This window comes from Pseudomonas sp. WS 5027 (assembly GCF_012985695.1).
In the GTDB taxonomy this organism is placed as follows: Bacteria; Pseudomonadota; Gammaproteobacteria; order Pseudomonadales; family Pseudomonadaceae; genus Aquipseudomonas; species Aquipseudomonas hygromyciniae.
The window spans coordinates 146,521-165,655 of the sequence record NZ_JAAQWU010000013.1; the positions used below are offsets into that span (position 1 = coordinate 146,521).

Consider the following 19,135-nt stretch of genomic DNA (forward strand, 5'->3'; position numbering starts at 1 on the left):
TTGTCTGAAGCTTTGAATGATTGGCCTCACACAGCAGATATATTAATCAACCCAGCCAAAAAGAAGTCCATCGCCGTCTTCACTGTTCTGATTGTCGCCACGGTTTGCTTGCTGGCCAAGGGTGACGACATTGCAAAGTACTTTGTGAAGAAGCACGAGCATGCCGTGCTTCTGCCAAAAATGTCAGCGCTTGCAGATCAGGGTAAAGCAGATGCGGTTGCCTGGATGGTAAGGAATGGCGGCTATGATCTTTCCGATCCTGTAATCGCAAAGGTTCTGGCAGCAGCTGAAGCGGGCCACGCAGAGAGCATGTATGTCTACAGCGTGATTCTCGCATTCAAGAAAGATGACGTAGGGGCAAAGCTTTGGCTTGATCGGTCTGCAGATGAGGGTTATCCAGATGCGGTTCAAAATGTGAGCGAGTGAAGCGCGTACGGTTTCTATCTGTCATCAAAAAGCCCGCATCGAGCGGGCTTTCTTTTGCCTGGTAAGCGGTGCTGGCTTCAGGTTGGCTAACTGATCTGGCCTAGTGCTCCAAGGTTGGCGGCTTTCATCTTGCGCCCCCCCCTCGGTTGAGTGGCTTCAGATGGTGCTACAGGTGCTGGCGCTTGCACCTCGGCGGCAACCTTCGTCTGCTTGGTGATAGCGGCTAGGATTGCGGCATCCCCCGACTCGTCTGCATCATCACCAACGCCAGACTTTGCACCACTCTTTGATGCGGTGGGCTTGCGCAGCTTACCTGTCCATACTGGCGGGGCCATATGCGTGGGCTGGGAGCCGGTCATGACCATCTTCATGAACAGCTTCACGTCAGGCTCATGTTTGTAGACAGTGAACCCGCAGTCGCCGAACATCCGCTGGCGCAGCAAATGAAACGCGGTCGAGGCGTTCTCGATCAGCAACCGAGTCTGAACCAGCTTGTCATCGAGGTAGCAGCTTAGGCCAACGAACTGTTCGCCATTGGCAATGCCGTGCTCGCGGTGCAGCGAGAGAAACCGGTCAGCCACGGCGATCAAGTTTGCGGGTGACGTTGCCTTCTCAAGAATGACGCGCTGCTGGGTCTCTCCGTCTGCCTTTGTAATGCACACCACTTTGATTGGCATTGTGTCGTGTCCAATGTAGCTGTAATTACAGCGATTTTAGCCATTGCTGCGAATCATAACAAGGACTAAAGCCTTGCAAATATCGTTTATTGCGCAGTGCAGTTGCTGGCGCGTATCCTGTGCACCACAACTTCCAAACTACTTGGCGGCATAGAGGTGCCAATGACTAAATTCGACTACGCCTCCGGCTTCCTGGTGCCCATTAACGTCATGCCCGTAGCGCGTAATCCCAGCGACATCGGCAAGGCGCCAGCAATACATGCCCGAGTGATGGAAGACTTCACGCTTGGCAAGTTCAGTGCCCTGGCTGGGCAGTTGCTGTGCAGATCGACTGAGGAAATCGAATGCTTCCCCGTGTCGAAGCCACTCAGCAGTGTTAGCTGCGCACGATGCCGTGAGTTGTTGGATCGCTGGGCGCGTGATGCGCTGCAGGCGCGTTGCAAAGGCTTTGCCTTGAGCCGTGATGGAAGCACCCGAGCGGTCGCAGCCAAGTCCACCTCGATAGCCAGTCAGATCCTAGGTGTCGGCAATGGCGTGCTTGTGCGGTGCGGGATAAACAAGATTGTTTTGGGGGCGCCGCTCAAGGATGGGCATGATCACATTCGCAAAGCGCTACAGGCGCACGAATACGGCTCAGTGGTCCGTCTGGTGGACGGTGAGACCAAGTGGGAGCTTGAACGATCGCCAGCACGCGCTGAGGAGCTTCTGCGCCAGCACTTGCTCAGCTACTCAGAGCGCGGCAATACCCGTGTCGAACTGAGCGCGTTGCAACGCAACCGAAGCATTCGCCTAACTCCGTCCGAGGCTGATGCGTTGAACACCCTCGGCGGAGCCGCGTGGGTGCGCCAGCGGATCGACCTGGCCAAAAAGAGTTACATCGTGGACAACCTGGAAGCGCCAACAGTAAGCAGGACGATCCGCACCACAGATGCGCAGTGGGACAAGGTACGGGAGATGGGTGGGTACACCTGGATTCGGTCAATGATCCATCGCGCACTGAAGGCGCAAGAGCAGGACTGATACCAACGCGAAGTTCGCACCCCCTCACACGGATTCAGCCCCACGGCGGGGCTGAGTAAGTACCTGGTGCGATTTTCCTCAACAGTTCACGGGATGAATGACCTGATGCTTTTCAGCATCCCGATAGCCATCAGTCCAAGCAGTGATGTAGCTACGTGACCAAGATAGCCGACCGTCATCCTTGCGCTTGTCCTCATAGGGGCAATCCGTGATTTTCCTGCCTTCGAGGCGTGCAACAGCGCCCTTGCGATAGGCACCTTGTAGCGAGCGGTTCCAGCTACGGAAGCTGCTCGGCTCTGGGATGGGGAGTGTTACGGCCATGTGACTTTCTACCTTCCGCTAGGCGCAGGCTACAAGTTGGGAACGTAGGTATTTGTCACGTTCAGCGGCAGAGTAAATCTCAGCCAGCTCCGCTTCATTCCACGGGCGACTTTCAGATATCTTGTCCAGTTCGAGCCCGCGAGCTGTGAGAGATGTAAGTTCTGCGCTGATCTGTGCTCTGGTCATCGACGATTTCCTTATATTTGCGGCCTGAGGATGGGTTTACCGACTTCGCGAAGCTGGCTGCGCCTTGAAGTAATATATTTACCGTATAGGGTAAATAATGGCAATGGGTGATTAAGGGTTATTCGCTAATTTCTTGCTGCGCCATGTCCGATCCCGACCTTTCAATAAGGACAGGCACTGGCAGGCAATCGCATTAATGGTGAGAGCAAATTACTGAGACGGGAGAGATTCGCGAGACGGGTACGGGCGAACGCCAGTTGGACCCCCGCGTGAGGCGCTCTGGCATTACAACTGCTGCGCAGGTACTGACAGGCGATACGTTGTCGGCATGATTGCCGCGATGCACAGCGCGACGACGCCCAGCAGCATCGTGCAGGCAACGCTGGTGCCGGAGCCACCAATCAAACCCATGCTCATCGGTGCCGCGTATGCGCCTGCAAGCGCCAGCACCAACGCAAAGCACAGGTCAGCAAATGAGGCGCGGGCCGTGGTCGCTTCGTTATTGCCCAATTGAAGCTGCCGAGCGCTGGCGATGCCAGCCATCATTTTTGCGACCACGCCAGAAAAGTAAGCGGTAACGGCCAGGCACATTGTAGCGATAGCGCTATGGTAGTCGTCATGCTTGTCGCTCAACAGCGCCAGCACCATGCAGATGGCAACCCAGATGAACATGGCGACGGCGCCAGCATTTGCGAGGAAAGCCCACCTGGTGCACAGGGTCTCGGCCAGCCGCCAAGCCACCAACCGTGTGAATCGTTCGGACGTTGTTCGCATTTCGAATTCCTTGATGGCGAAATAAGGTTGTAAATAAAATCATATTTGCATGGTACAGAAATATTAAACATTGCAAAATCTACCCACTTAGCTGTGGGTGATGGAACGAACGCGCTCCGCGCAGCCCACGGCACTATGCATCGCCGACGCACCTGGGGCGATTACACATGGATTGGGGGCGACTTGAAACCTACACTCGATACCTACGACGAACTTCAGCGCGCATTCGACTTCTTCAACACAGAGTTGTTTGAGGGGCGCTTACCGCAATGCCTGATCACGCTGTCTCGCCAGCACGACACCTACGGCTACTTCTCTGCCAACCAGTTTGTGAACTTGGGAGAGGAAGGGAAGGGTGAGTACTGCCACGAAATCACCCTGAACCCAAGCTACTTTGCGGTTCGCTCCATTCCGGAAAGCCTGAGCGTTATGGCGCGTGAGATGGTCAGCCTGGATCAGCTGCTGAACACGGAAGGGAAGCCACCGCGCCGCCGTTACCGCAACCGTGAGTGGGCCGATATGTGTGAAGCCATCGGCCTGATGCCCAGCGACACAGGAAAGCCTGGCGGCAAACGTGTTGGCGATAGCGTGGACACGTACATCATCGACGGCGGCCTGTTTGACGCGGCCAGCGCCAAACTTGTGGACAGCGAGTTCAAGTTGTCATGGGTAGACCGATATCCTCCGGAACAGTCAATCGAGGAGTCAGAGGCGCCAGCAATGACCGGCCTGGGCGAGCTTGGCGGTGGTCGTGCGCCAGCCCACGCACATGCGGAGGAAGGCGCCTCACACGCCAACCCCCTCGATCAACTGGATGCAATGGATCGAGACGCAGATGAAAGCGGCATGCTCCTGGATGTCGAAGGTGGGGGTGACCTGGCAAGTGCGCCACCAGTCAACGCTTTCAAGAATGTTCCTGGCCCTGATCCGGAAGGCCTTGATGATGCGCCGCGCATGAAGGTGTTCGCCCACGCGCAAACTGCAGAGCTGGCGCAACTTGGCATTGAGCCCAAGAAGCAGACAAAGAACCCGAGTAAAAATAAGTACAGCTGCTCCGTCAAAACCTGCAAAGGCAACGTATGGGGCAAGCCGGGTATGCGTGTATCTTGCGAGGGCACAGAGAAGAAACCGCACGCCCCTGCGCTGATGGTATTCGACGGCGCCGCCAGCCAAGAGGAGCCAGCCGAGACTGTAGAGACATTCTGAGGCGGTTTAGCTGGGGAGGCCAGGAGCTAAAACAATTTGCCGGTAAAGGTAAATTAAATGTGGTCCGTACTTACCAAATAAGGTAAATTAATCCCAAGCAAAACAACTTTGAGGTCTGACATGAACACCTTCGACTCTACTGGCGATGCATACGACGCAACTCAGTGCGATGACTCGATCCAAAAGGGTGGCGCGCTGGTAATTCAGAGCGAAGGCGTTGTGGGTCTGGCTTGGGCTTGGCCAGTCGCGGTGACAGTGCAGGCCGGTGAACTCCATGCAGTTAGCGGTAGCGCTGCCAGTGTCATAGCTGATGCGGGCTGGTCTACTGAGCAGATCCGCGCTGCGGTCGAGCTGGCGGACAGTTTCCAATTCCCTGTTGCTGACTGGGCTCGCGCCTACGCCTGCTAACTCCGCACCTGATCAGGGTATCGCCCCAATGTTCAGTATCACCACCATCCTCAGCATCATCGCGATACTGACCGGTTGCGCTCTCAACGCGCCAGCAAGCTCCAATGCTGGCGCTGTGGTAACGAGCACCCCCGCTCAGGCATTACCTGGATACCTATTGCTTTCGCCGACACTGGGTGACGGGGCTTGTGTGGGTGTCACCTGCGAACAAATGTGTTTCGGCTCAGTAAAGGAAGGACTTGTCCATGGCTCTGCTACAAGTAATCAGGCGTGAAAAAATGCAGGCTCTCAGCAAGCCTGCTGTTTTGTTCCTCGCGGCTCTGATGGGGCTTTGGGTAGCCACCGTGATCGTTGTTACTGGTGTTGTGTTCTTCAAGGCTGATTTCCCATGGGCGTACCTGATTGTGTGCCCATACCTCGCTGACGGCCTTAAGCGGTCTTGGGTTGAGAATGTGCGCTACTGCCGTCCGGAGTGGTTTAAACCCAAGGGGCAGTGGTAGCAACCGTCATTGCGGCAACAAAACATGCCTCGCTAAGTGAGGCAAACTAAGATGGTGCGCGGCACGCACGCCCAACAAAATGACAGGTAGTTATTCATGGAATTATTGGATCAATTCGAACAAAGCGGGCTGCGTGTTGTTGATGGTAAGCGCCGCCTCCAAGCGGCGTTGGAAGATGGCCGCACCGTCACCGCGAGCGGTGGCGATGGGAAGGTTTACAGCATTTCTATGCAGCAGGGCACCGTAAACGTTTTGAGCTTTCTGGTGCTCAGGTTATCGATACCGGGTTCAGTTTTGACGCCATATTCATTCCCGTTGCCTCCCTTACTTCCGGCTCTGCCAACGTGCGGGCGAGCGATCCAAAGGCGTCGTAAGAGCTCTCATTGCTGATCAAGCCTCGCTCTTTAGCGGGGCTGCGTCAGTAGAACGGCACCATATCGGAGCCGCACACGGAGGTTAAGTAATGCGTACTACCACGAACACTCTGATTTTGGCGGCTCTGCTGGGCCTCTCTAGCGCAGCAAGTGCTGAGTCAGGTCGTATTACCGAGCGTGACCACTGTTTTTCCAATCTGCGCGGCCTGGCTGAAATGAATGGCGCGAAACAGGGCTTCATCGTCAAGAAGCTTGATCAGGGCGAGTACTCCATTGAGGAAGATGGCAGCGCTAAGTGCTCCGCACAATTTCTGATCGAGAAAGACGGTCAAGACGCATTCAGTCAGGTATTCAGCGGGCAGGTAGCTAAACGTCAGGAATGATCAGCCATGCTGATGCATAGGGAAGTGTGGACGCCGGAGAGAATCGCTGAGCGTGATGCCCGTCACGATAAGATCGACAAATGCATCGAAGCTGGACTCTGCTACATCTGTGACCAAGCAGTTGCCGATGGTGCGGCGCTCCACGGCCCTACTGGTGCTCATTGGGAGTGCCACCGCGCACCCTTTGAAGGGGTGGGCAACTTGTCCACTGCGATCAAAGAGATTGATCGTCTGCTCGGCGTGCCAACTTCAATCAGTCCTTTCAAGGCCAGCCAATGCTTACAATCCTTTGCAACAAAATGCCGCCGTCTGACCGCGTGGCTCATCAAGTCCTCGAAATGGTGGCGGACAACCTGACCGATCTCAGCATGCTGGGGGTGCCGCCAAGCAACCCTCTGTACGGCGTTTACAGTTGGGCGTTGCCCTACGAAATCAGCATGTATATCCAGAGGATCGGCAAGATCCCCACGGCACCTGTTGAGCTGATCGTGGCTTACGATGATGGCAACGACACCGACGTGGTTGGGTTCCTGCTGTACTTGCCTGTTCCCACCCACCCTGACGCCTGCGGCGTCACCTATATGGCCGTAAAACAGTCGCACCGACGGCGCGGGATCGGCTCTGCAATGATGCGCGAGTGCATCGCTCGGTACCCGCATGTGGAACTGACGTGTTTCGTCAAGAAAGTGCCCTTCTACGAAAACTTGGGCTTTCAAGTGCTCGACACGCAGAACACTCAGGTGGTGATGAACACACGTTCGGCAAGCACAACAGGCATGATGGCCATCGTTGATACGGCGCCGATTCTCAATTCGCCCCAGGTAAAGCAGATTCACGCGCACCTGGTGCAGCGGTGGGGGATCAGGGAGATGGCCAAGGCTGAGAAACAGCTTGAGCGACATATCGAACAATTAAAGCGCCAGGCTGCAGCGTATGTCCGTGAGCGCCTCGCACTGGCATAGGTACAAAGGACATCAATCGAAGCCTGCGGATGCGGGCTTTTTTGTGGGCGCTAAGGAGGGCGCGCCAGCGAGGGAGCGCAATAACGCGGGCGTTTGCTGTCGAATTCCTAGAAGAAACCGCTTACGCGGTGAGGTGTAACGTCAAGCCGTGGCAGCAGCGACTTCTTGCTGCGCCAGTAGTCAGCTGTCATGCCAGACAGCTTCACCCGTCCCTCTTCAACCTCCAGCACCTTCGCAACACGGTAGTGCTCCCCATGAACCCAGCAGAGGTCGTTGCCGACCTGAAATGGGTTGTTGGGGTCGTAGGGCTGATCCGTTGTCATTTTGACGATTCCTTGGCTTTAGTGACGGATTCCGAAATAAATGCGAAATTCTGGAAATGGCTGCGACTACAAGACAGAAAAAGCCCGCATTAGCGGGCAGGGCGGTGTATAGCGATTTTCCCGTTGTTCGTGAAACTGGTGGTGGACGGGGTGACTTGTCGCCCTGGACTAAAGCAGCCAGCAGGCCCATGGGCGCGGTAGCCGCTTTTCCTCGATCTACGCACCAGTTGAGCGGAGGCGTGTCATTGCATCCTGCTCGATGCGCACCAGATAGCCATCTGTCTTCATCCTTTTTAGCGGACGCCCAAAAAGCGGCATCCCTCTACTGACGCGGCCCCGGTTTCTTAGGCCAGGGCTTGGTGAACTTGGTGGGTTTTCCTTGAAGGCCCAGGGAACCGGGAGTGGGCTAATTACCACTCATACACTCGCAGTCCATCAACGGTATCTGCATCCCAATCCAGCCGAACCCAACGACTGTTATCTAGCTTGCCTTCCTTCTCAAGCTGCATGCGCCAATCACGAATGTCTAGCAAGCACTGCGGCACGGACTCTGCCTCGGGAGCTGAAGGTTCATCCAGATAAAGGAAGTATCCGCAACCCTGATAGCCAGCACCTCCGCACCAAGTTGCAGCGTCCTGATCAAGACGTGCTGCGACATCCTTGGTGAGATGGGAAGTGCTAATTACAGGAATGTTGTGAACTTCGAGCGTTGCCATTTCAGCTTCCTCAGTGACTCGTTTCAATGAGGTCATTGTATTACGCTAGAATAATACACGCAAAGACTTTTTAACTGTCTCCCGCAAAGACTTCGCGCATCAGTTCATAAGCATCCGTGTAACGTTTCACCGTCAAATGCACGGTGCTGCGGCTCGCTCCCGTCTCGCGCATTGCCTCTGCCTGCTGCTTCCCGTCCACCAGCACGCTACGGGCAGCGCGATTGCCAGCGCTTCCAGCATCACCACGCATGAGTTTAACCAAGGCGTCGTATTGGTCGCCTGTAGACCGCGAGCGTGCGCCGCCCTGACTGCGCACTGGCTCCCTCGATCCCGGCAAGGCCAAACAGGCGCGTGTATTCCGATAATCGGGAGCCGCCGATTACGGCCTTGGCCAGTCAGATGTCGCATATATTTCAGAAACCGAAATTTAGTCTTCTACGCACCTGGCTGCACGATTTAACGGCAGGGCTTGGCTGCACCTGGTGCGTTTTCTTATGCTTGGAAGTGGTAACTACCAATCTCTTTTCTTGGCGGCTCTCAGCTCACGCACCCCGATCAACGTTGCGGCCAACCCGAAGCCCCCAACCGGCACCAGAAGTGCGCAAAACTCGCTGCGCAGATCAGGCCCCATGAAAGGATAAACCCATATCGCTAGCGCGCCCGCCAAGGCGATGAGCAGGTTTGCAAGCCCACCCCAAACCCATATCAAGTTTGAGCGCCGAGCAACTCTCTGAAGTTCGGTCATAGCTTTCCTAGCTGTTCTCAGTTGGTGGAGGTAGCCACTTTTCGTCGTGTCGCGGTGAGCATTTCACCTGCACTTCCGCCGCTCCAGCCTGGAGCTGGCTTGGGCATTTTCAATGCCCTGATTTCGTCGGCCTGGTCGTTGCATATTTTCGCTAAACGGGCCTGCTCTCGCTGGGCTGCATTAATTGCGTTCTTCACCTTATCTGGATTGTCGATCCTGGCCATGACCCGGACAAGCAACCACGTTTCCCGCTCCGCATTACGGCTGTGCTGCCAAAGTGCCGCAACAGATTCAAACGTCCCGCAGTTACTCGATAGCGCAACAGGGCCAAGCATTGGCGTTACCTTGCCGCGAGCCGAGACCCACAAGAGCCCCCAGCGTCCGGGAACCTCATGAGGTTGAATCAACCCCTCGGGGCACATGAAGTAACGGTACAGGCCCATTCCTTCACCATCAGCACGGTGCGGCTTCTTGGCATCAGCCAGGAAGTCAGCGCGGGAGCATTTCACCTCGACGACTACCGTTTCTGTTAAACGACTGGCGGCGCGAAAGCCGATAGCGTCAGGCATTTCACCACCCCAGCCGGATCTGCATTCCGACAAAGCAACGTGGCATCCATGCCCGCGCTGACTGTTCGGGCGAACCAGCCATTTTTTGGCGACTTCACAAAGCTCTGCGTGGGTCATGGTGCTCAATTTCCTTCAGCTCACGGCTTGGGTGTGCCTTCAGACTCAAGTGCTCGGCGCAATAGCTTGACCTCAAGAATCTTGATCCCGAAACCAACCAAAACGAGCACATAAAAAATCGTCTGCACAATTTCAGAGCTGACCTTGAATCCCAGCACGGCCAGAGCAGCACCGACCATTGAGAGAAAGAGCCAATAACTAAGATCTGCTACTCGGTCAGCTTTTTTTACCAATTCGACTCTTGATTCCTGTGTGGCCATATATGCTGATCCTTAGTTTTGACGGGTGCAGAAATAGCCGCCCCTCTACGGCTGCTGCCCAACGGTTTAACGGCTGGGCTTGTTGTGTACCTTAGGGCCGGGGCTTGGGTACAGCGGGCGTTATTCCCGTGAAGTTGATAGGTTCAGTCGAACTTGCCAATCTGGAAGAACAACCCAGCCTCGCCATGCTTGCTCGCGGCCACTACTTAGTCTTCAATCAGGGTGAAACCACCACCCATGGATGGCGTCCACTTTGCAGCTCCTGCGAGCCGACGGCCATCAGTCAGGCTCAAAACGGCGCGGGTCAGACCGTCGAGTGGAACCAAGTCGTTTGGGTCGTGGAATAACACAGTCCACTGACGCTGCGGCTCGGTGAAAAATAACTGCACCGTAATACCACTGCAGGCAGCAGACTTTTCGCCGCTGTGCGATTTGAACATGAGAGTCAGATCGGCGAGGCCAATGTAATCCATGGTGCGTGTCCTTTTTTGAGTGTCAGGAGTGCCGGTATTCGACTTTGGGTCCGGGCCTGCAGTATACGTTGTCAACCTATCCTACTTATCGCGACCAGGAGCGATATTAGGCGCCGTTTCCTGCCTGATCCTGGGAGCCGAAAGCGTCCCTCACTTACGAGCTTTTCCCGTACGGGGTGGGGTTGTGAGGTGTAGCGACCTTTCCCTTAAACCGATACCTGCCCGAGTAAGGTAATGGCTTGGTGCTTTGTCAGGCCTGCGCCGAGGTCTTCGGTACAGGTGTAAATCACTCGATTCCCAGCATCATCAGTAATGACGCTGTGCTGGCCGTATAGGCCGACTTGGCCCGCGTCCAGCACGGCTACCCGGCGAACCGTCCATGTGCGCTTGTAGCGAACAGGAACGGTGTTCACGCGCTCTCGGTGCTGTTCTGCCAGCAGGCCGTTGCGGTAGACCATGTTCGGGCGGTCAATCTGCATGGAGGATTTTCCCTCGGCTTGGCATTGTGAGGAGCCTTCGCGTGCTGCTGTCTTGGGCAGGCCTTCAAACGCTGTTGCTGCTTTCATTTCCAGCATTGATGAATGGGGCTCTCTAGTTGAGGGACAATTTAATCTCGACAGGAGACAAGGATTGGGTCGTCCGGATCGACACCGTTGGCGATGGCCATCTCGCGGTAGTTGTCGAATAGCTCATTCCCATCCGTGTCGAAGTCCTCGGTCAGTCGGCCAGTGATGTAGGCCATCCGAACCGACAAGTTATGGTCGGCACCGCGCAATAGGAATCCTGCGCAGGTGGCTGGTCGCGTCGATCCAGATGAGTGGCAAGCGAACGTTTCCAGAGACATGTCGTACGCCGTTTTTGCAGAGATACGGAAGGCCTCAGGGGGGAACTCTCCGACGGCATCTTTGCGCCATGGGCAGTCCTTGCACGGCTTTTTGCGGTGCGCCAGCGTCTCAGCGCCACGGGTAACGACGGTAACAACCTGGTGGTTGTCGTCAGCCGGTATCGCTTTGATGATCTCGGAGGTTCGTTTACTCATGTCCTGCTGGCCATGCATGCACCCCAGCGTGCGACTAAGTCAGGATCATTGCTGTAGTCAGCCATCACCAGCGCTGGCGGCAGACTCGGCTTCAGGCCAAGCTCAGGGGCCCCCGGCTCATTGAAGTACACGGCATTGTTGACGAATGCGTGATGAACATCGGCCTTAGCAGCTTCGGCTGTTGACTCGTCCGAAAAACCTGACGCGCCGTTGTAACTGACGTTCCACTTGCGTCCGTGGTTCTCCAACGCTTCAACCTGAGCGATTGCGGCGAACTGGGCCTGTGTGAGTTGGTGCGGAGCCATGTTTCCACCTATGTACGTGGGTGAGGGCGGGATGGTCGTGCCCATTGTATTGATAAGGGGTCTCGCGTTGCGGGCTGTTAGCGCTTATTTCGCGCCAGCCGCTGGGCGACTTCATCCAGGGTCAAGTCTTCCAGCGCCACCATGCGGGTGGCGCCACGGCATACCAGAATCGTGCGAGTGCCATCTGGAAGCACACCTTTGTAGTCGGCGTGGGTGCTCTTGTAGATCTGATCGAGTTGAATGGGCGTCGGCTTGATCATGGCAAGTACTTCTCGCTTACGTTGTAGCAGCCCAGCGAACCGGGCCAATGGCTTATGTCGGCGGGAGTGTCAGGACTTATTAATTGCGACGTAGCGCGGGTTAGCGATAGCGTTGCTGGTTTGCATGCCCGAAATATCGCCATCCCAGCAATCACACTCGTCATCCCATGCACTAATGTCAAAGTCGAACCCACCCTCCGAGCTGACCTCACCGTTCTGGTCTTGGTGTACGCCGTACAGGTGATCATCAACCAAGACAGCAAAGCAGCCATCACCGATTTCCAGCGCTTCGCCTGGATGATCGGCGAGCAGCTTTCTGTAGCTGGCAATTGTCTCGTTGTAGCTCATTTCTAAATCCTCAAGGTTTCCTACTGACTTGCCCCCAGTGAAGGGGGCGTGTAGATCAGGACAGGGTGATGGTGGTTTGGGCAAACCCGTAGGTTGCGATCTGGCTTTTGGCGCCAGCCTGAAGCGCGGCTAGCATCTCTTTCGCTCGATCATCGGAGATGAAAATCGAACCCCTTGCTTCCCTGACTGCTGCCTCTGGCGTTGAGGCCACACCAACTAAGCCGCTGGAATGATGAATCTTGTACATCTGCACTAACCCTCAGTAAGTGAACAGGTGGCCGCTGCCATTGCCTTTGTTGAACTGCGTCCCGCGAGGCACCTCAACCCAGCTACTGCCGTTCCAGACGTTCAAGGCGCCAGCTTTCACGGCAGCCTTGAAGAACCGCGCACTGATGCCTGGGCCAGCGGCATAAATCCCATTACCCTGATCCAGATGCGTGGCGATTTTGTTGCGGGCCTGAGTCGGAGTTACCTGGTTGGACATTTTGCTTATATCCCTGTTGGTTGCGAGTGATACCAATGTACGCCGCTAGAGACGTATACGCAAGCTAATTTTAGCTGATGAAAAAATGTATTTGGCTCTCGTATTTCTGTCTTGCGTGTACGTTTCTAGAGGGGTACAGTTTGCGACGTTGAAGACGGAATTCACGGAGCATTCAATGGCCTTTATCAGTAGTAACGATTCACCCGAACTGATCAGGACAGCTGCAAAGCTTCATCACCTGGATGATGCCTGCCGTTTGATTCAAGGCAGTTTGGGAATTGAGTCTGGTGAAATTGCTGGCGAGTTCTTCAGCGGCACCACGGCGCAAGATTGGCAGTCCCTGAATGAAGTGAGCAGGCGCAGGCTGCTCGTGGATTACGTTTCAACTGAGCAGCGCGCAGTACAGGCCTGGTAGCGAAAACGATCACCGTACAATGGCTCCCTTGGAGCCTCTGAGCAAAGGCAAGCGCACATGAGCAAGAAGCAGCAAGAGACCGGTATGTATTCAGGCGCCGACTACACCAAAAACTCAGCAGGCTTGGGGGGGCTTGCGACAAAAATCCAAACAGGTTTGTTTGAGCGTTTTGGAGTTGTCTCTATTCCTGAGCGTGCGCCCCACGGCGTGTTCGGCTATGTGGTGATTGATGCCAGCGGCAACACACTCGCGGCAGACTCGCCAGTGTTCGGTCAGGTGGTGCCTATCTGCTTCACGAGACGCCAGGACGCCGAACTCCTTGCGGCCCTACACAGCGGACGCGCTACTTACAGCGCCACCTTAGGCGTTGACTCGGGGCGTTACAGCGGAATAGCTCGTTTCGGCAATCGCGGTCCAGCTGCTTATCGGTTCCCGCTCTACATCGTTCAAGATGAGCTGGCTGTGAGCACTGGTGCGGACGCATGAGCATTCACACGGCCAAGTGGCAGATGTACGCCTCAAACGCACGGGAAAAGGCCACGGAAGTTGCTCACGCTCTGCACGCTGAGTTTGAGGCGCATGGCTTTTACGGCCTGACCGACTATAGGCAGGTTCGCTTTGAACCGATTGACGGCGCAGCGCTGGATGCCGTGCTGGATTGGGAGCACCACCGGTTCCCGTGGGAAGACACGGCGCGGTCGAAAAAGATGAACCCCAAAGCATTCGATCTCGCGCTGTGGTTTGCTGATCGTTTATGCGGGCTGTGCTTTGCGCAACCGAACGGCTCCAAGACCCTGATTCGGATTATGCTGCTAGAGTCTGACCCTGATCCGCTGCACCCCCTGAAAGGCGCTGTAACCACGCTGATCTTGATTGCGATCAACCAGTACGCCAAGCAGTGCCGATCAACGGCTATTGAGGTTGTAGAGCCCCTGGCGGAGGTAATACCTCACTACCTGGCGCTCGGCTTTGAGTATCAGAGCGGTAAACTTGTTCTCACTGTGGATTGGTCATAGGATGAACGGACAAAGGAGACACCCGATGAACAAGGCCAAAGCAAGCCAACGCCGCAAGCTGGAGCAACGAGGTTCCAGCAAAGACCTGGACGCGATTCAGGCCGAAGCTCTGCGCGCCATCAATGTTCCCAATCAACTTGACGCCAGATTGCTGAACTCGCTCCTGCGTCGGGAAGAGAGCCTTGAGCCTGCGGGCCCGCTCGCTGGCAAGTAAAGGATAGGGGGCTGGCGGCTAGTCGGCGCCCTCGATCATCATCCGCGTATCACTCCCAAGCCTGGCGCGCCCCTCGCGCTTTTCGGCTGTTGCTTATCCCGCCCCAACTCTCGCCCATGGCGACCTCTACAAACCAACCTCTATGGCTTTGTGACAGTCGCGCAATCGGCCGTGCTGATATTTACCATAAAAGGCCAAAATACCCCTGGTCTTAATTTACCATATACGGTAAATTCGTCGAATTGAACAGGGAGACCTATACGATGAAAGCAATGACTACCGCCGAGCTTGAACGCTTCCGCAACAACAGCGTGCTGGCCGATACCGCCGCCGCCCAGTTCACCCTCGCCAGCGGTAAAAAGGCTCTGAATGTCGGCGGAGGCACCGTCGAGATTGAATTCCCGCGTAAGACCATGCTCAAGCACGGCACCAACCTGAACACCTTGCGTGTCCACGCGCAGTACCTGCTGAACAACATGAGCCGCTTCGCAGCAGGCGAATACCCCTAATCCGCAGTCGTCCGGTACGCCGGACTGTCGAGAGCCGATTCTTTGAGTCGGCTGCCTACAGTCCTACCTAAGCAGCTGGAGCATGCACATGGAACTGAATCGCGAGTTGACCCGGTACAGCTCTCACGATAGTGAGCAGAAAGCCTTCACGGCAATGCAGCTCAAAGGCTTTGAAGTCGCCGACCTTCTAATGCAAGAAGCCAATGTGACCGCCAGCATTCAGGGGCATCACATTTTTGTCGCGCCATTCAAGGGCCAGCTCGAAGTCGTAGCGACCTGCGATTACAGTGGCAAACCAATGGGCGACTCGGTCAACCTCTTCTTCTTGAGTGAAATCGAAGGACAAAGCGCAGACATGCTCGATGATATCCGTGAAGGCTATGAGCAATGGCTTGCCTCGCCAAGCTTCGTCCGTGGTGATTCATGGCAGCACTGCGCAGACGCGCTGCATGAGCTTGAACTCTGGCTCATTAAGAATGAAGCCAGCCGCTCTGTATAACGAGGCGGGGCGTGAACCGCCCCTTTAACCATCCGTAGGAATTAAGCTGATGCAACAGTCCCGCAGTAAGTACGCCGAGCTGGAATCAATTTCCCTGACCGAGTTGTTCAAACTTGAGCCTGGTGCGGTCGGGCTCTACTTCCCTGCAAAGGATGAGGATGGCAAGGTGCGTCAAAGCCTCGTCAGACTTGCATCACAGGCCAAGTCCCTTGCGACTACTTCAAAAAAGCGGTGCTTACTTCAGACCCTTATGGTCATCGAGTGCAGCACCGAGGGCGATATACCCCCGCCCGTTCGCATGCTGAAGGTGACTGTCAAAGCAGCGGATGAGATCAGCCCAAGCGGCGAGCGATACATGGCAGCTCAAAAGCGTAAACAGGCCGCCGAGGCGTAACAAAAAGCATTGACGTGCTCTGGGGCTACTCGCTACGAGCAGCAAGAAAAACGTGGAGCGCGTCCGCATCATTGGCTGCGTCAACACAATCGCGAGCGAGAGCGGACTCCAGCGATTGTTTGAGCCATTCAGAGTTGCCGGAACCGGGCCGCTGTCATGGACACCATCGCCCACAACTCTTTCGCGAAGCCGTGTGTACTGGTGCAATCTGGTGTGGTTGGGTTTGTAAAGCCCTGCGATTCGAGTCTTCGGATCAGGTGATTGACCAGCGTGCAGCCAATAGCGATTCCCACAAAGTCGCAAAGCACCTGGGCAAATTGCACGTAGCCTCGCGGCGGCTTTTGATACACGTGCTCGAAGGGTTGCGTGTAGACCTCCCAGCCAATGGAAACGAACGCCAAGAATATCGCGGTTATGATCAACATGCGCCTTGGCTGAAATAGCCAGCGGCTTTGCTTCCTGATCGCGCACCCCGCGCCGCAGCCCAAGAGGTAGTAGTAGAGGACATATAGAAAGGCCTCAGCTACCTTGGGATTGATCAAATCTTTGATTTCTCTTGGGGCAAGGCTGGCGTACACAACCAACCCAATGCCGATGGCTCCCATCACTAGGCTAACGATCAGCGTTGGCCAGGTGTTGAACGAGTTACCGCAAAACCACGCGGCCAGAACACAACCCATAAACCCGAATAGGTGTGCGACCTCACGCGGGCCAAACGCCCACGCATCGCCAGCGAGAGCGATTGGCTCAAAGGCGACGTAGCTCGAAAACCATGTAGCAAAAATTATCAGCGCTGCGCCCAGTGCGAGCATCGCCAACTTACTTGGGAACTCACGCACCTGTGTGGTGGGCCGGTGTGGCTCGTGGCTCATGAACGGTAGTATTCCTTGGTGTAACTCGCGCGGTCAGCGTCCTCGTCTCAGGCCGCCACCGGCTTGTCACATGTCGCAAAATAGGCGCGCTTGCTCACTTTTGTGTCTATGCAGTCGTACATGTGAGAGTTGTCCGTGATGTGGCCGTCAAAGCCCCGCCTGTAGACTCCGCGCCCGCTGTAGGTATGCTTGACGTAAAGCTCGTAGTCGTTGCCGCAGTGCGGGAAAGCTCTGACCTCTTGAATCGAAGGTAGCTGGGTCACGGCCTTGTGCGCCTCTGACATTACCGTCTACTCTGCATTTGCTTCGGCAAGGGCTTCAGCTCGTCTCTGCACGGCGAGCTGCATGTAGTGGATAGCCTTTTCGAGGTTTTTTACAGCCCAGTCAGGACATGGGCTCGAACTCTTTTTTGTGGGGTCGTTCACCCAAGAGCGAACGGTGCGCGTAGAGCAGGATCGCCCCGTGACAGCGGCAATTAACTCGGCGCTTCTGGCCTGGGTAATAGCGTAAGTATCAAGCAGCTGAAGAAAGCGTGTGCGATTGTCCAAGCGTCCCTCCTTAATCATCGATAGGCAATTCTGCCTAAAGCCAGTAAATAGGCAATTCTGCCTATTCTACATATAGGCAGAATTGCCTAGTCAAGTACTTAGGCAAAATTGCCTATAGACCCTTTCAGTGACGCTGAATTGGCGTCCCTCTACGGGCTCAGCCCCGGTTTAGGGCCGGGGCTTTGCTGTCCTGGTGCGCGTCAGTATCCGCGCATTCCGTACCGCTGCATCAGTACCGATGTGGCGCTACGCTGAGGCTCTATCATGTAGTCGAGCAAGTGCTCAGCCTCCCCATCAGTAACCTCCTCATACATGACTTCGGGTGTTTTCCCGTAATGCACGGCGATGGATTCAAGAATCGCAGCCTTGGTTTTGCTGTCGATTGCTGAAAGGAACTCTTCGGTACGATGGATCATTGGATCATTTCCTTGAAGGCCCGGCGAACCAGGCTGTGCTGGTTTCAGTCAGTGAGGCGAGCGCGAAAGGTAGCCTTCGGCCCGTATGCGCCCACGTTCTCGCGCCACGATTCACGCCCTTGACGGATCGCATCATCGCGGTCGTTAGCGCTGACTAAAATGTCGTAGCTGTCGATCACGCAATTGCCTGAGTAGATTTTTTCTGCAACCGCGATGCTGACGGTGTAATCGCGCAGTGGGCGGGGCAATTTGGCCTGCGCTTTTGGCGCTGGAGACGGCGCAAGGGCAAGGGGAACAATCTCAGCCTTCGGCTTCGATGTTTCTAGCGCATTCTTGTAGTCCGCAATCGAGTGCGAGTTGTCGGTTGGGATTGGATCATCCACCCCGCCACGGGCGTCGATGGCGTTCAGGCACTCTTCATACGTGCCATACATAGGCTCACGATGCAGGCCGTAGCCGTCGAGGAAGACGTAGCATTTGCCACCGTTGAGCTGACCAATATCAGGGTGCATGAGCATGGCTATTCCCTCAGACCGGATTCTTGATCTGGTAGACCGCAACAACCATGTCGCTCGCACTGGCTGTAGCAGGAAGCTCAAGCAGGTTGCGCAGCTCGCTCAATGCTTGGTGCGCCTCTTTGGCGGCATCACGGGTCGGCTGATCCAGCACACCGCAATCGCCTAACTGCATGAGCTTCCAGAGCGTGTCTTTGAGATTCATAAAAGCGCTTCCAAAGTGATTTATGGCTATCCACTAAATATACGTCCCTAGAGGCGTACTATCAAGAACAAAATATACCAAAAAGGGTAAAATATGTGTTTATTAATTTACCGTAAATGGTAAACTGATCCCATCAAAACAAACATTGAATGGATCGGCAAATGAGCATCGAAACCGCACTGAAGCAGCTTGAAGCACCAGCTACTTGGGCTGAAAAAATCCTGGCGATCAAACTGGCTGCTGAAAAGACTGGGAAGCACGACCTTCACCTGGTGAAGCGCTGCCTGGCTGTGGGCGAGGAGCACATGACCTACAAGGATCACACGGAGTTTGGCTGCAGCTGTGAGCTGCAGTACATCTTCGGTGAAGCCTCACATCTCATTGAGGAGCGGGATCTACCTTTCGATGAAGCGTTAGCCGAGGTGAAGGTCGATCAATGCCTCGCCACGCTCGGGTGGTCGGGGAACGGCGGCACCATGTTCTGCAATGCAGATCCCCAGCTTGGTGGAATCCTCGACCAGAACCGTCAACTGAGTACGTGGTTTGTCGTGTTCAACGATCCTGACCTCAATCTCAAAGAGGACTACAAGACCCGTGAGGAGGCGTTTCGTGCGCTCCTCGAAGTGGTGGATGCGAAATACCAGACGGCATAAGAC

Annotated in this window: 36 protein-coding genes; 16 read left to right on the top strand and 20 right to left on the bottom strand. The window is 55.4% G+C overall.

Going from position 1 to position 19,135, the window contains the following annotated elements; all coding sequences use genetic code 11:
- Entirely contained in the window at window positions 1–426 is a 426-nt protein-coding gene (locus tag HBO09_RS17365; protein WP_169995838.1) for a hypothetical protein, read from the top strand.
- An 86-nt stretch (window positions 427–512) separates the two neighbouring features.
- On the opposite strand, the gene HBO09_RS17370 is transcribed toward HBO09_RS17365, so the two are convergent.
- Window positions 513–1,103, bottom strand: a complete 591-nt coding sequence (locus HBO09_RS17370) for a hypothetical protein (protein ID WP_169995836.1) — start codon at window positions 1,101–1,103, stop codon at window positions 513–515.
- A gap of 162 nt (window positions 1,104–1,265) precedes the next feature.
- Here HBO09_RS17370 and HBO09_RS17375 point away from each other — a divergent pair, with 162 nt between their 5' ends.
- Complete coding sequence (locus tag HBO09_RS17375) at window positions 1,266–2,123, top strand: hypothetical protein (protein ID WP_169995834.1); 858 nt, start codon at window positions 1,266–1,268, stop codon at window positions 2,121–2,123.
- 78 nt (window positions 2,124–2,201) lie between these two features.
- Here the strand turns inward: HBO09_RS17375 and HBO09_RS17380 are convergent, their stop codons facing one another.
- Window positions 2,202–2,444 (bottom strand): hypothetical protein, encoded by a 243-nt coding sequence (locus tag HBO09_RS17380; protein ID WP_170060941.1) that lies wholly within the window; start codon window positions 2,442–2,444, stop codon window positions 2,202–2,204.
- A 471-nt stretch (window positions 2,445–2,915) separates the two neighbouring features.
- Window positions 2,916–3,302: a hypothetical protein gene (locus HBO09_RS17385; protein ID WP_170060942.1), complete on the bottom strand. Its 387-nt coding sequence runs from the start codon at window positions 3,300–3,302 to the stop codon at window positions 2,916–2,918.
- Window positions 3,303–3,587: 285 nt separating this feature from the next.
- On the opposite strand from HBO09_RS17385, the gene HBO09_RS17390 reads away from it, so the two are divergent.
- From HBO09_RS17390 to HBO09_RS17415, 6 genes are all read left to right on the top strand, one after another.
- On the top strand, window positions 3,588–4,610 hold the full coding sequence (locus HBO09_RS17390) for a sprT domain-containing protein (RefSeq protein ID WP_169995829.1): 1,023 nt from the start codon (window positions 3,588–3,590) through the stop codon (window positions 4,608–4,610).
- Between the two features lie 120 nt (window positions 4,611–4,730).
- On the top strand, window positions 4,731–5,018 hold the full coding sequence (locus HBO09_RS17395) for a hypothetical protein (RefSeq protein WP_169995827.1): 288 nt from the start codon (window positions 4,731–4,733) through the stop codon (window positions 5,016–5,018).
- Window positions 5,019–5,263: 245 nt separating this feature from the next.
- A complete protein-coding gene (locus HBO09_RS17400) occupies window positions 5,264–5,518 on the top strand; it encodes a hypothetical protein (RefSeq protein WP_169995825.1) in 255 nt (84 codons plus the stop codon).
- A gap of 96 nt (window positions 5,519–5,614) precedes the next feature.
- Entirely contained in the window at window positions 5,615–5,908 is a 294-nt protein-coding gene (locus HBO09_RS17405) for a hypothetical protein (protein ID WP_170060943.1), read from the top strand.
- Window positions 5,909–5,981: 73 nt separating this feature from the next.
- Window positions 5,982–6,275, top strand: a complete 294-nt coding sequence (locus HBO09_RS17410; protein WP_169995821.1) for a hypothetical protein — start codon at window positions 5,982–5,984, stop codon at window positions 6,273–6,275.
- 275 nt (window positions 6,276–6,550) lie between these two features.
- Window positions 6,551–7,237 carry a GNAT family N-acetyltransferase gene (locus HBO09_RS17415; protein WP_169995819.1) on the top strand — a complete coding sequence of 229 codons (687 nt, stop codon included), beginning with the start codon at window positions 6,551–6,553 and terminating at the stop codon, window positions 7,235–7,237.
- A gap of 107 nt (window positions 7,238–7,344) precedes the next feature.
- Here HBO09_RS17415 and HBO09_RS17420 read toward each other — a convergent pair whose 3' ends face one another.
- The 13 genes from HBO09_RS17420 to HBO09_RS17480 form a co-directional block, all read right to left on the bottom strand.
- Window positions 7,345–7,560, bottom strand: coding sequence for a hypothetical protein (locus tag HBO09_RS17420; RefSeq protein WP_169995817.1), 216 nt, complete (start codon window positions 7,558–7,560; stop codon window positions 7,345–7,347).
- Window positions 7,561–7,970: 410 nt separating this feature from the next.
- On the bottom strand, window positions 7,971–8,276 hold the full coding sequence (locus tag HBO09_RS17425) for a hypothetical protein (protein ID WP_169995815.1): 306 nt from the start codon (window positions 8,274–8,276) through the stop codon (window positions 7,971–7,973).
- A 70-nt stretch (window positions 8,277–8,346) separates the two neighbouring features.
- Entirely contained in the window at window positions 8,347–8,592 is a 246-nt protein-coding gene (locus HBO09_RS17430) for a TrfB-related DNA-binding protein (protein ID WP_346266436.1), read from the bottom strand.
- Between the two features lie 446 nt (window positions 8,593–9,038).
- Window positions 9,039–9,707 carry an adenylosuccinate synthase gene (locus tag HBO09_RS17435; RefSeq protein ID WP_169995811.1) on the bottom strand — a complete coding sequence of 223 codons (669 nt, stop codon included), beginning with the start codon at window positions 9,705–9,707 and terminating at the stop codon, window positions 9,039–9,041.
- A gap of 20 nt (window positions 9,708–9,727) precedes the next feature.
- Window positions 9,728–9,967, bottom strand: coding sequence for a hypothetical protein (locus tag HBO09_RS17440; RefSeq protein ID WP_169995809.1), 240 nt, complete (start codon window positions 9,965–9,967; stop codon window positions 9,728–9,730).
- 206 nt (window positions 9,968–10,173) lie between these two features.
- Window positions 10,174–10,440 (bottom strand): hypothetical protein, encoded by a 267-nt coding sequence (locus HBO09_RS17445; protein ID WP_169995807.1) that lies wholly within the window; start codon window positions 10,438–10,440, stop codon window positions 10,174–10,176.
- Between the two features lie 206 nt (window positions 10,441–10,646).
- Complete coding sequence (locus HBO09_RS17450) at window positions 10,647–11,015, bottom strand: hypothetical protein (protein WP_169995806.1); 369 nt, start codon at window positions 11,013–11,015, stop codon at window positions 10,647–10,649.
- 32 nt (window positions 11,016–11,047) lie between these two features.
- Complete coding sequence (locus HBO09_RS17455) at window positions 11,048–11,479, bottom strand: DUF6283 family protein (RefSeq protein WP_169995804.1); 432 nt, start codon at window positions 11,477–11,479, stop codon at window positions 11,048–11,050.
- Window positions 11,476–11,784: a hypothetical protein gene (locus tag HBO09_RS17460; RefSeq protein ID WP_169995803.1), complete on the bottom strand. Its 309-nt coding sequence runs from the start codon at window positions 11,782–11,784 to the stop codon at window positions 11,476–11,478. Before HBO09_RS17460 ends, HBO09_RS17455 begins: the two co-directional genes overlap by 4 nt.
- A gap of 77 nt (window positions 11,785–11,861) precedes the next feature.
- On the bottom strand, window positions 11,862–12,044 hold the full coding sequence (locus HBO09_RS17465) for a hypothetical protein (RefSeq protein ID WP_170060945.1): 183 nt from the start codon (window positions 12,042–12,044) through the stop codon (window positions 11,862–11,864).
- A gap of 69 nt (window positions 12,045–12,113) precedes the next feature.
- The gene (locus HBO09_RS17470; protein ID WP_169995801.1) at window positions 12,114–12,392 is read right to left on the bottom strand and encodes a hypothetical protein; all 279 of its coding nucleotides are present in this window, start codon (window positions 12,390–12,392) and stop codon (window positions 12,114–12,116) included.
- A 55-nt stretch (window positions 12,393–12,447) separates the two neighbouring features.
- Window positions 12,448–12,639, bottom strand: a complete 192-nt coding sequence (locus HBO09_RS17475) for a hypothetical protein (protein WP_169995799.1) — start codon at window positions 12,637–12,639, stop codon at window positions 12,448–12,450.
- A 12-nt stretch (window positions 12,640–12,651) separates the two neighbouring features.
- A complete protein-coding gene (locus HBO09_RS17480) occupies window positions 12,652–12,876 on the bottom strand; it encodes a hypothetical protein (RefSeq protein ID WP_169995797.1) in 225 nt (74 codons plus the stop codon).
- A 175-nt stretch (window positions 12,877–13,051) separates the two neighbouring features.
- Here HBO09_RS17480 and HBO09_RS17485 point away from each other — a divergent pair, with 175 nt between their 5' ends.
- The 7 genes from HBO09_RS17485 (at window position 13,052) to HBO09_RS17515 (ending at window position 15,923) form a co-directional block, all read left to right on the top strand.
- Window positions 13,052–13,291, top strand: coding sequence for a hypothetical protein (locus HBO09_RS17485; protein ID WP_169995795.1), 240 nt, complete (start codon window positions 13,052–13,054; stop codon window positions 13,289–13,291).
- Window positions 13,292–13,348: 57 nt separating this feature from the next.
- The gene (locus HBO09_RS17490; RefSeq protein ID WP_169995793.1) at window positions 13,349–13,777 is read left to right on the top strand and encodes a hypothetical protein; all 429 of its coding nucleotides are present in this window, start codon (window positions 13,349–13,351) and stop codon (window positions 13,775–13,777) included.
- Window positions 13,774–14,307: a hypothetical protein gene (locus HBO09_RS17495; RefSeq protein WP_169995791.1), complete on the top strand. Its 534-nt coding sequence runs from the start codon at window positions 13,774–13,776 to the stop codon at window positions 14,305–14,307. Before HBO09_RS17490 ends, HBO09_RS17495 begins: the two co-directional genes overlap by 4 nt.
- 25 nt (window positions 14,308–14,332) lie before the next feature.
- Complete coding sequence (locus HBO09_RS17500; protein WP_169995789.1) at window positions 14,333–14,521, top strand: hypothetical protein; 189 nt, start codon at window positions 14,333–14,335, stop codon at window positions 14,519–14,521.
- 263 nt (window positions 14,522–14,784) lie between these two features.
- Window positions 14,785–15,030: a hypothetical protein gene (locus HBO09_RS17505; protein ID WP_169995787.1), complete on the top strand. Its 246-nt coding sequence runs from the start codon at window positions 14,785–14,787 to the stop codon at window positions 15,028–15,030.
- An 88-nt stretch (window positions 15,031–15,118) separates the two neighbouring features.
- Entirely contained in the window at window positions 15,119–15,529 is a 411-nt protein-coding gene (locus tag HBO09_RS17510; RefSeq protein ID WP_169995785.1) for a hypothetical protein, read from the top strand.
- 49 nt (window positions 15,530–15,578) lie between these two features.
- The gene (locus tag HBO09_RS17515; protein WP_169995783.1) at window positions 15,579–15,923 is read left to right on the top strand and encodes a hypothetical protein; all 345 of its coding nucleotides are present in this window, start codon (window positions 15,579–15,581) and stop codon (window positions 15,921–15,923) included.
- Window positions 15,924–16,051: 128 nt separating this feature from the next.
- Here HBO09_RS17515 and HBO09_RS17520 read toward each other — a convergent pair whose 3' ends face one another.
- The 4 genes from HBO09_RS17520 to HBO09_RS17535 all read right to left on the bottom strand — a co-directional run bounded on the left by HBO09_RS17520 (window position 16,052) and on the right by HBO09_RS17535 (window position 18,479).
- The gene (locus HBO09_RS17520) at window positions 16,052–16,795 is read right to left on the bottom strand and encodes a hypothetical protein (protein WP_169995780.1); all 744 of its coding nucleotides are present in this window, start codon (window positions 16,793–16,795) and stop codon (window positions 16,052–16,054) included.
- Window positions 16,796–17,543: 748 nt separating this feature from the next.
- Window positions 17,544–17,759: a hypothetical protein gene (locus HBO09_RS17525; protein ID WP_169995778.1), complete on the bottom strand. Its 216-nt coding sequence runs from the start codon at window positions 17,757–17,759 to the stop codon at window positions 17,544–17,546.
- Window positions 17,760–17,803: 44 nt separating this feature from the next.
- Window positions 17,804–18,277 carry a hypothetical protein gene (locus HBO09_RS17530; protein ID WP_169995776.1) on the bottom strand — a complete coding sequence of 158 codons (474 nt, stop codon included), beginning with the start codon at window positions 18,275–18,277 and terminating at the stop codon, window positions 17,804–17,806.
- 10 nt (window positions 18,278–18,287) lie between these two features.
- Entirely contained in the window at window positions 18,288–18,479 is a 192-nt protein-coding gene (locus HBO09_RS17535; protein ID WP_169995774.1) for a hypothetical protein, read from the bottom strand.
- Window positions 18,480–18,640: 161 nt separating this feature from the next.
- Between HBO09_RS17535 and HBO09_RS17540 the strand changes: the two genes are divergently transcribed.
- On the top strand, window positions 18,641–19,132 hold the full coding sequence (locus HBO09_RS17540; RefSeq protein ID WP_170060946.1) for a hypothetical protein: 492 nt from the start codon (window positions 18,641–18,643) through the stop codon (window positions 19,130–19,132).
- Window positions 19,133–19,135: the final 3 nt, after the last annotated feature.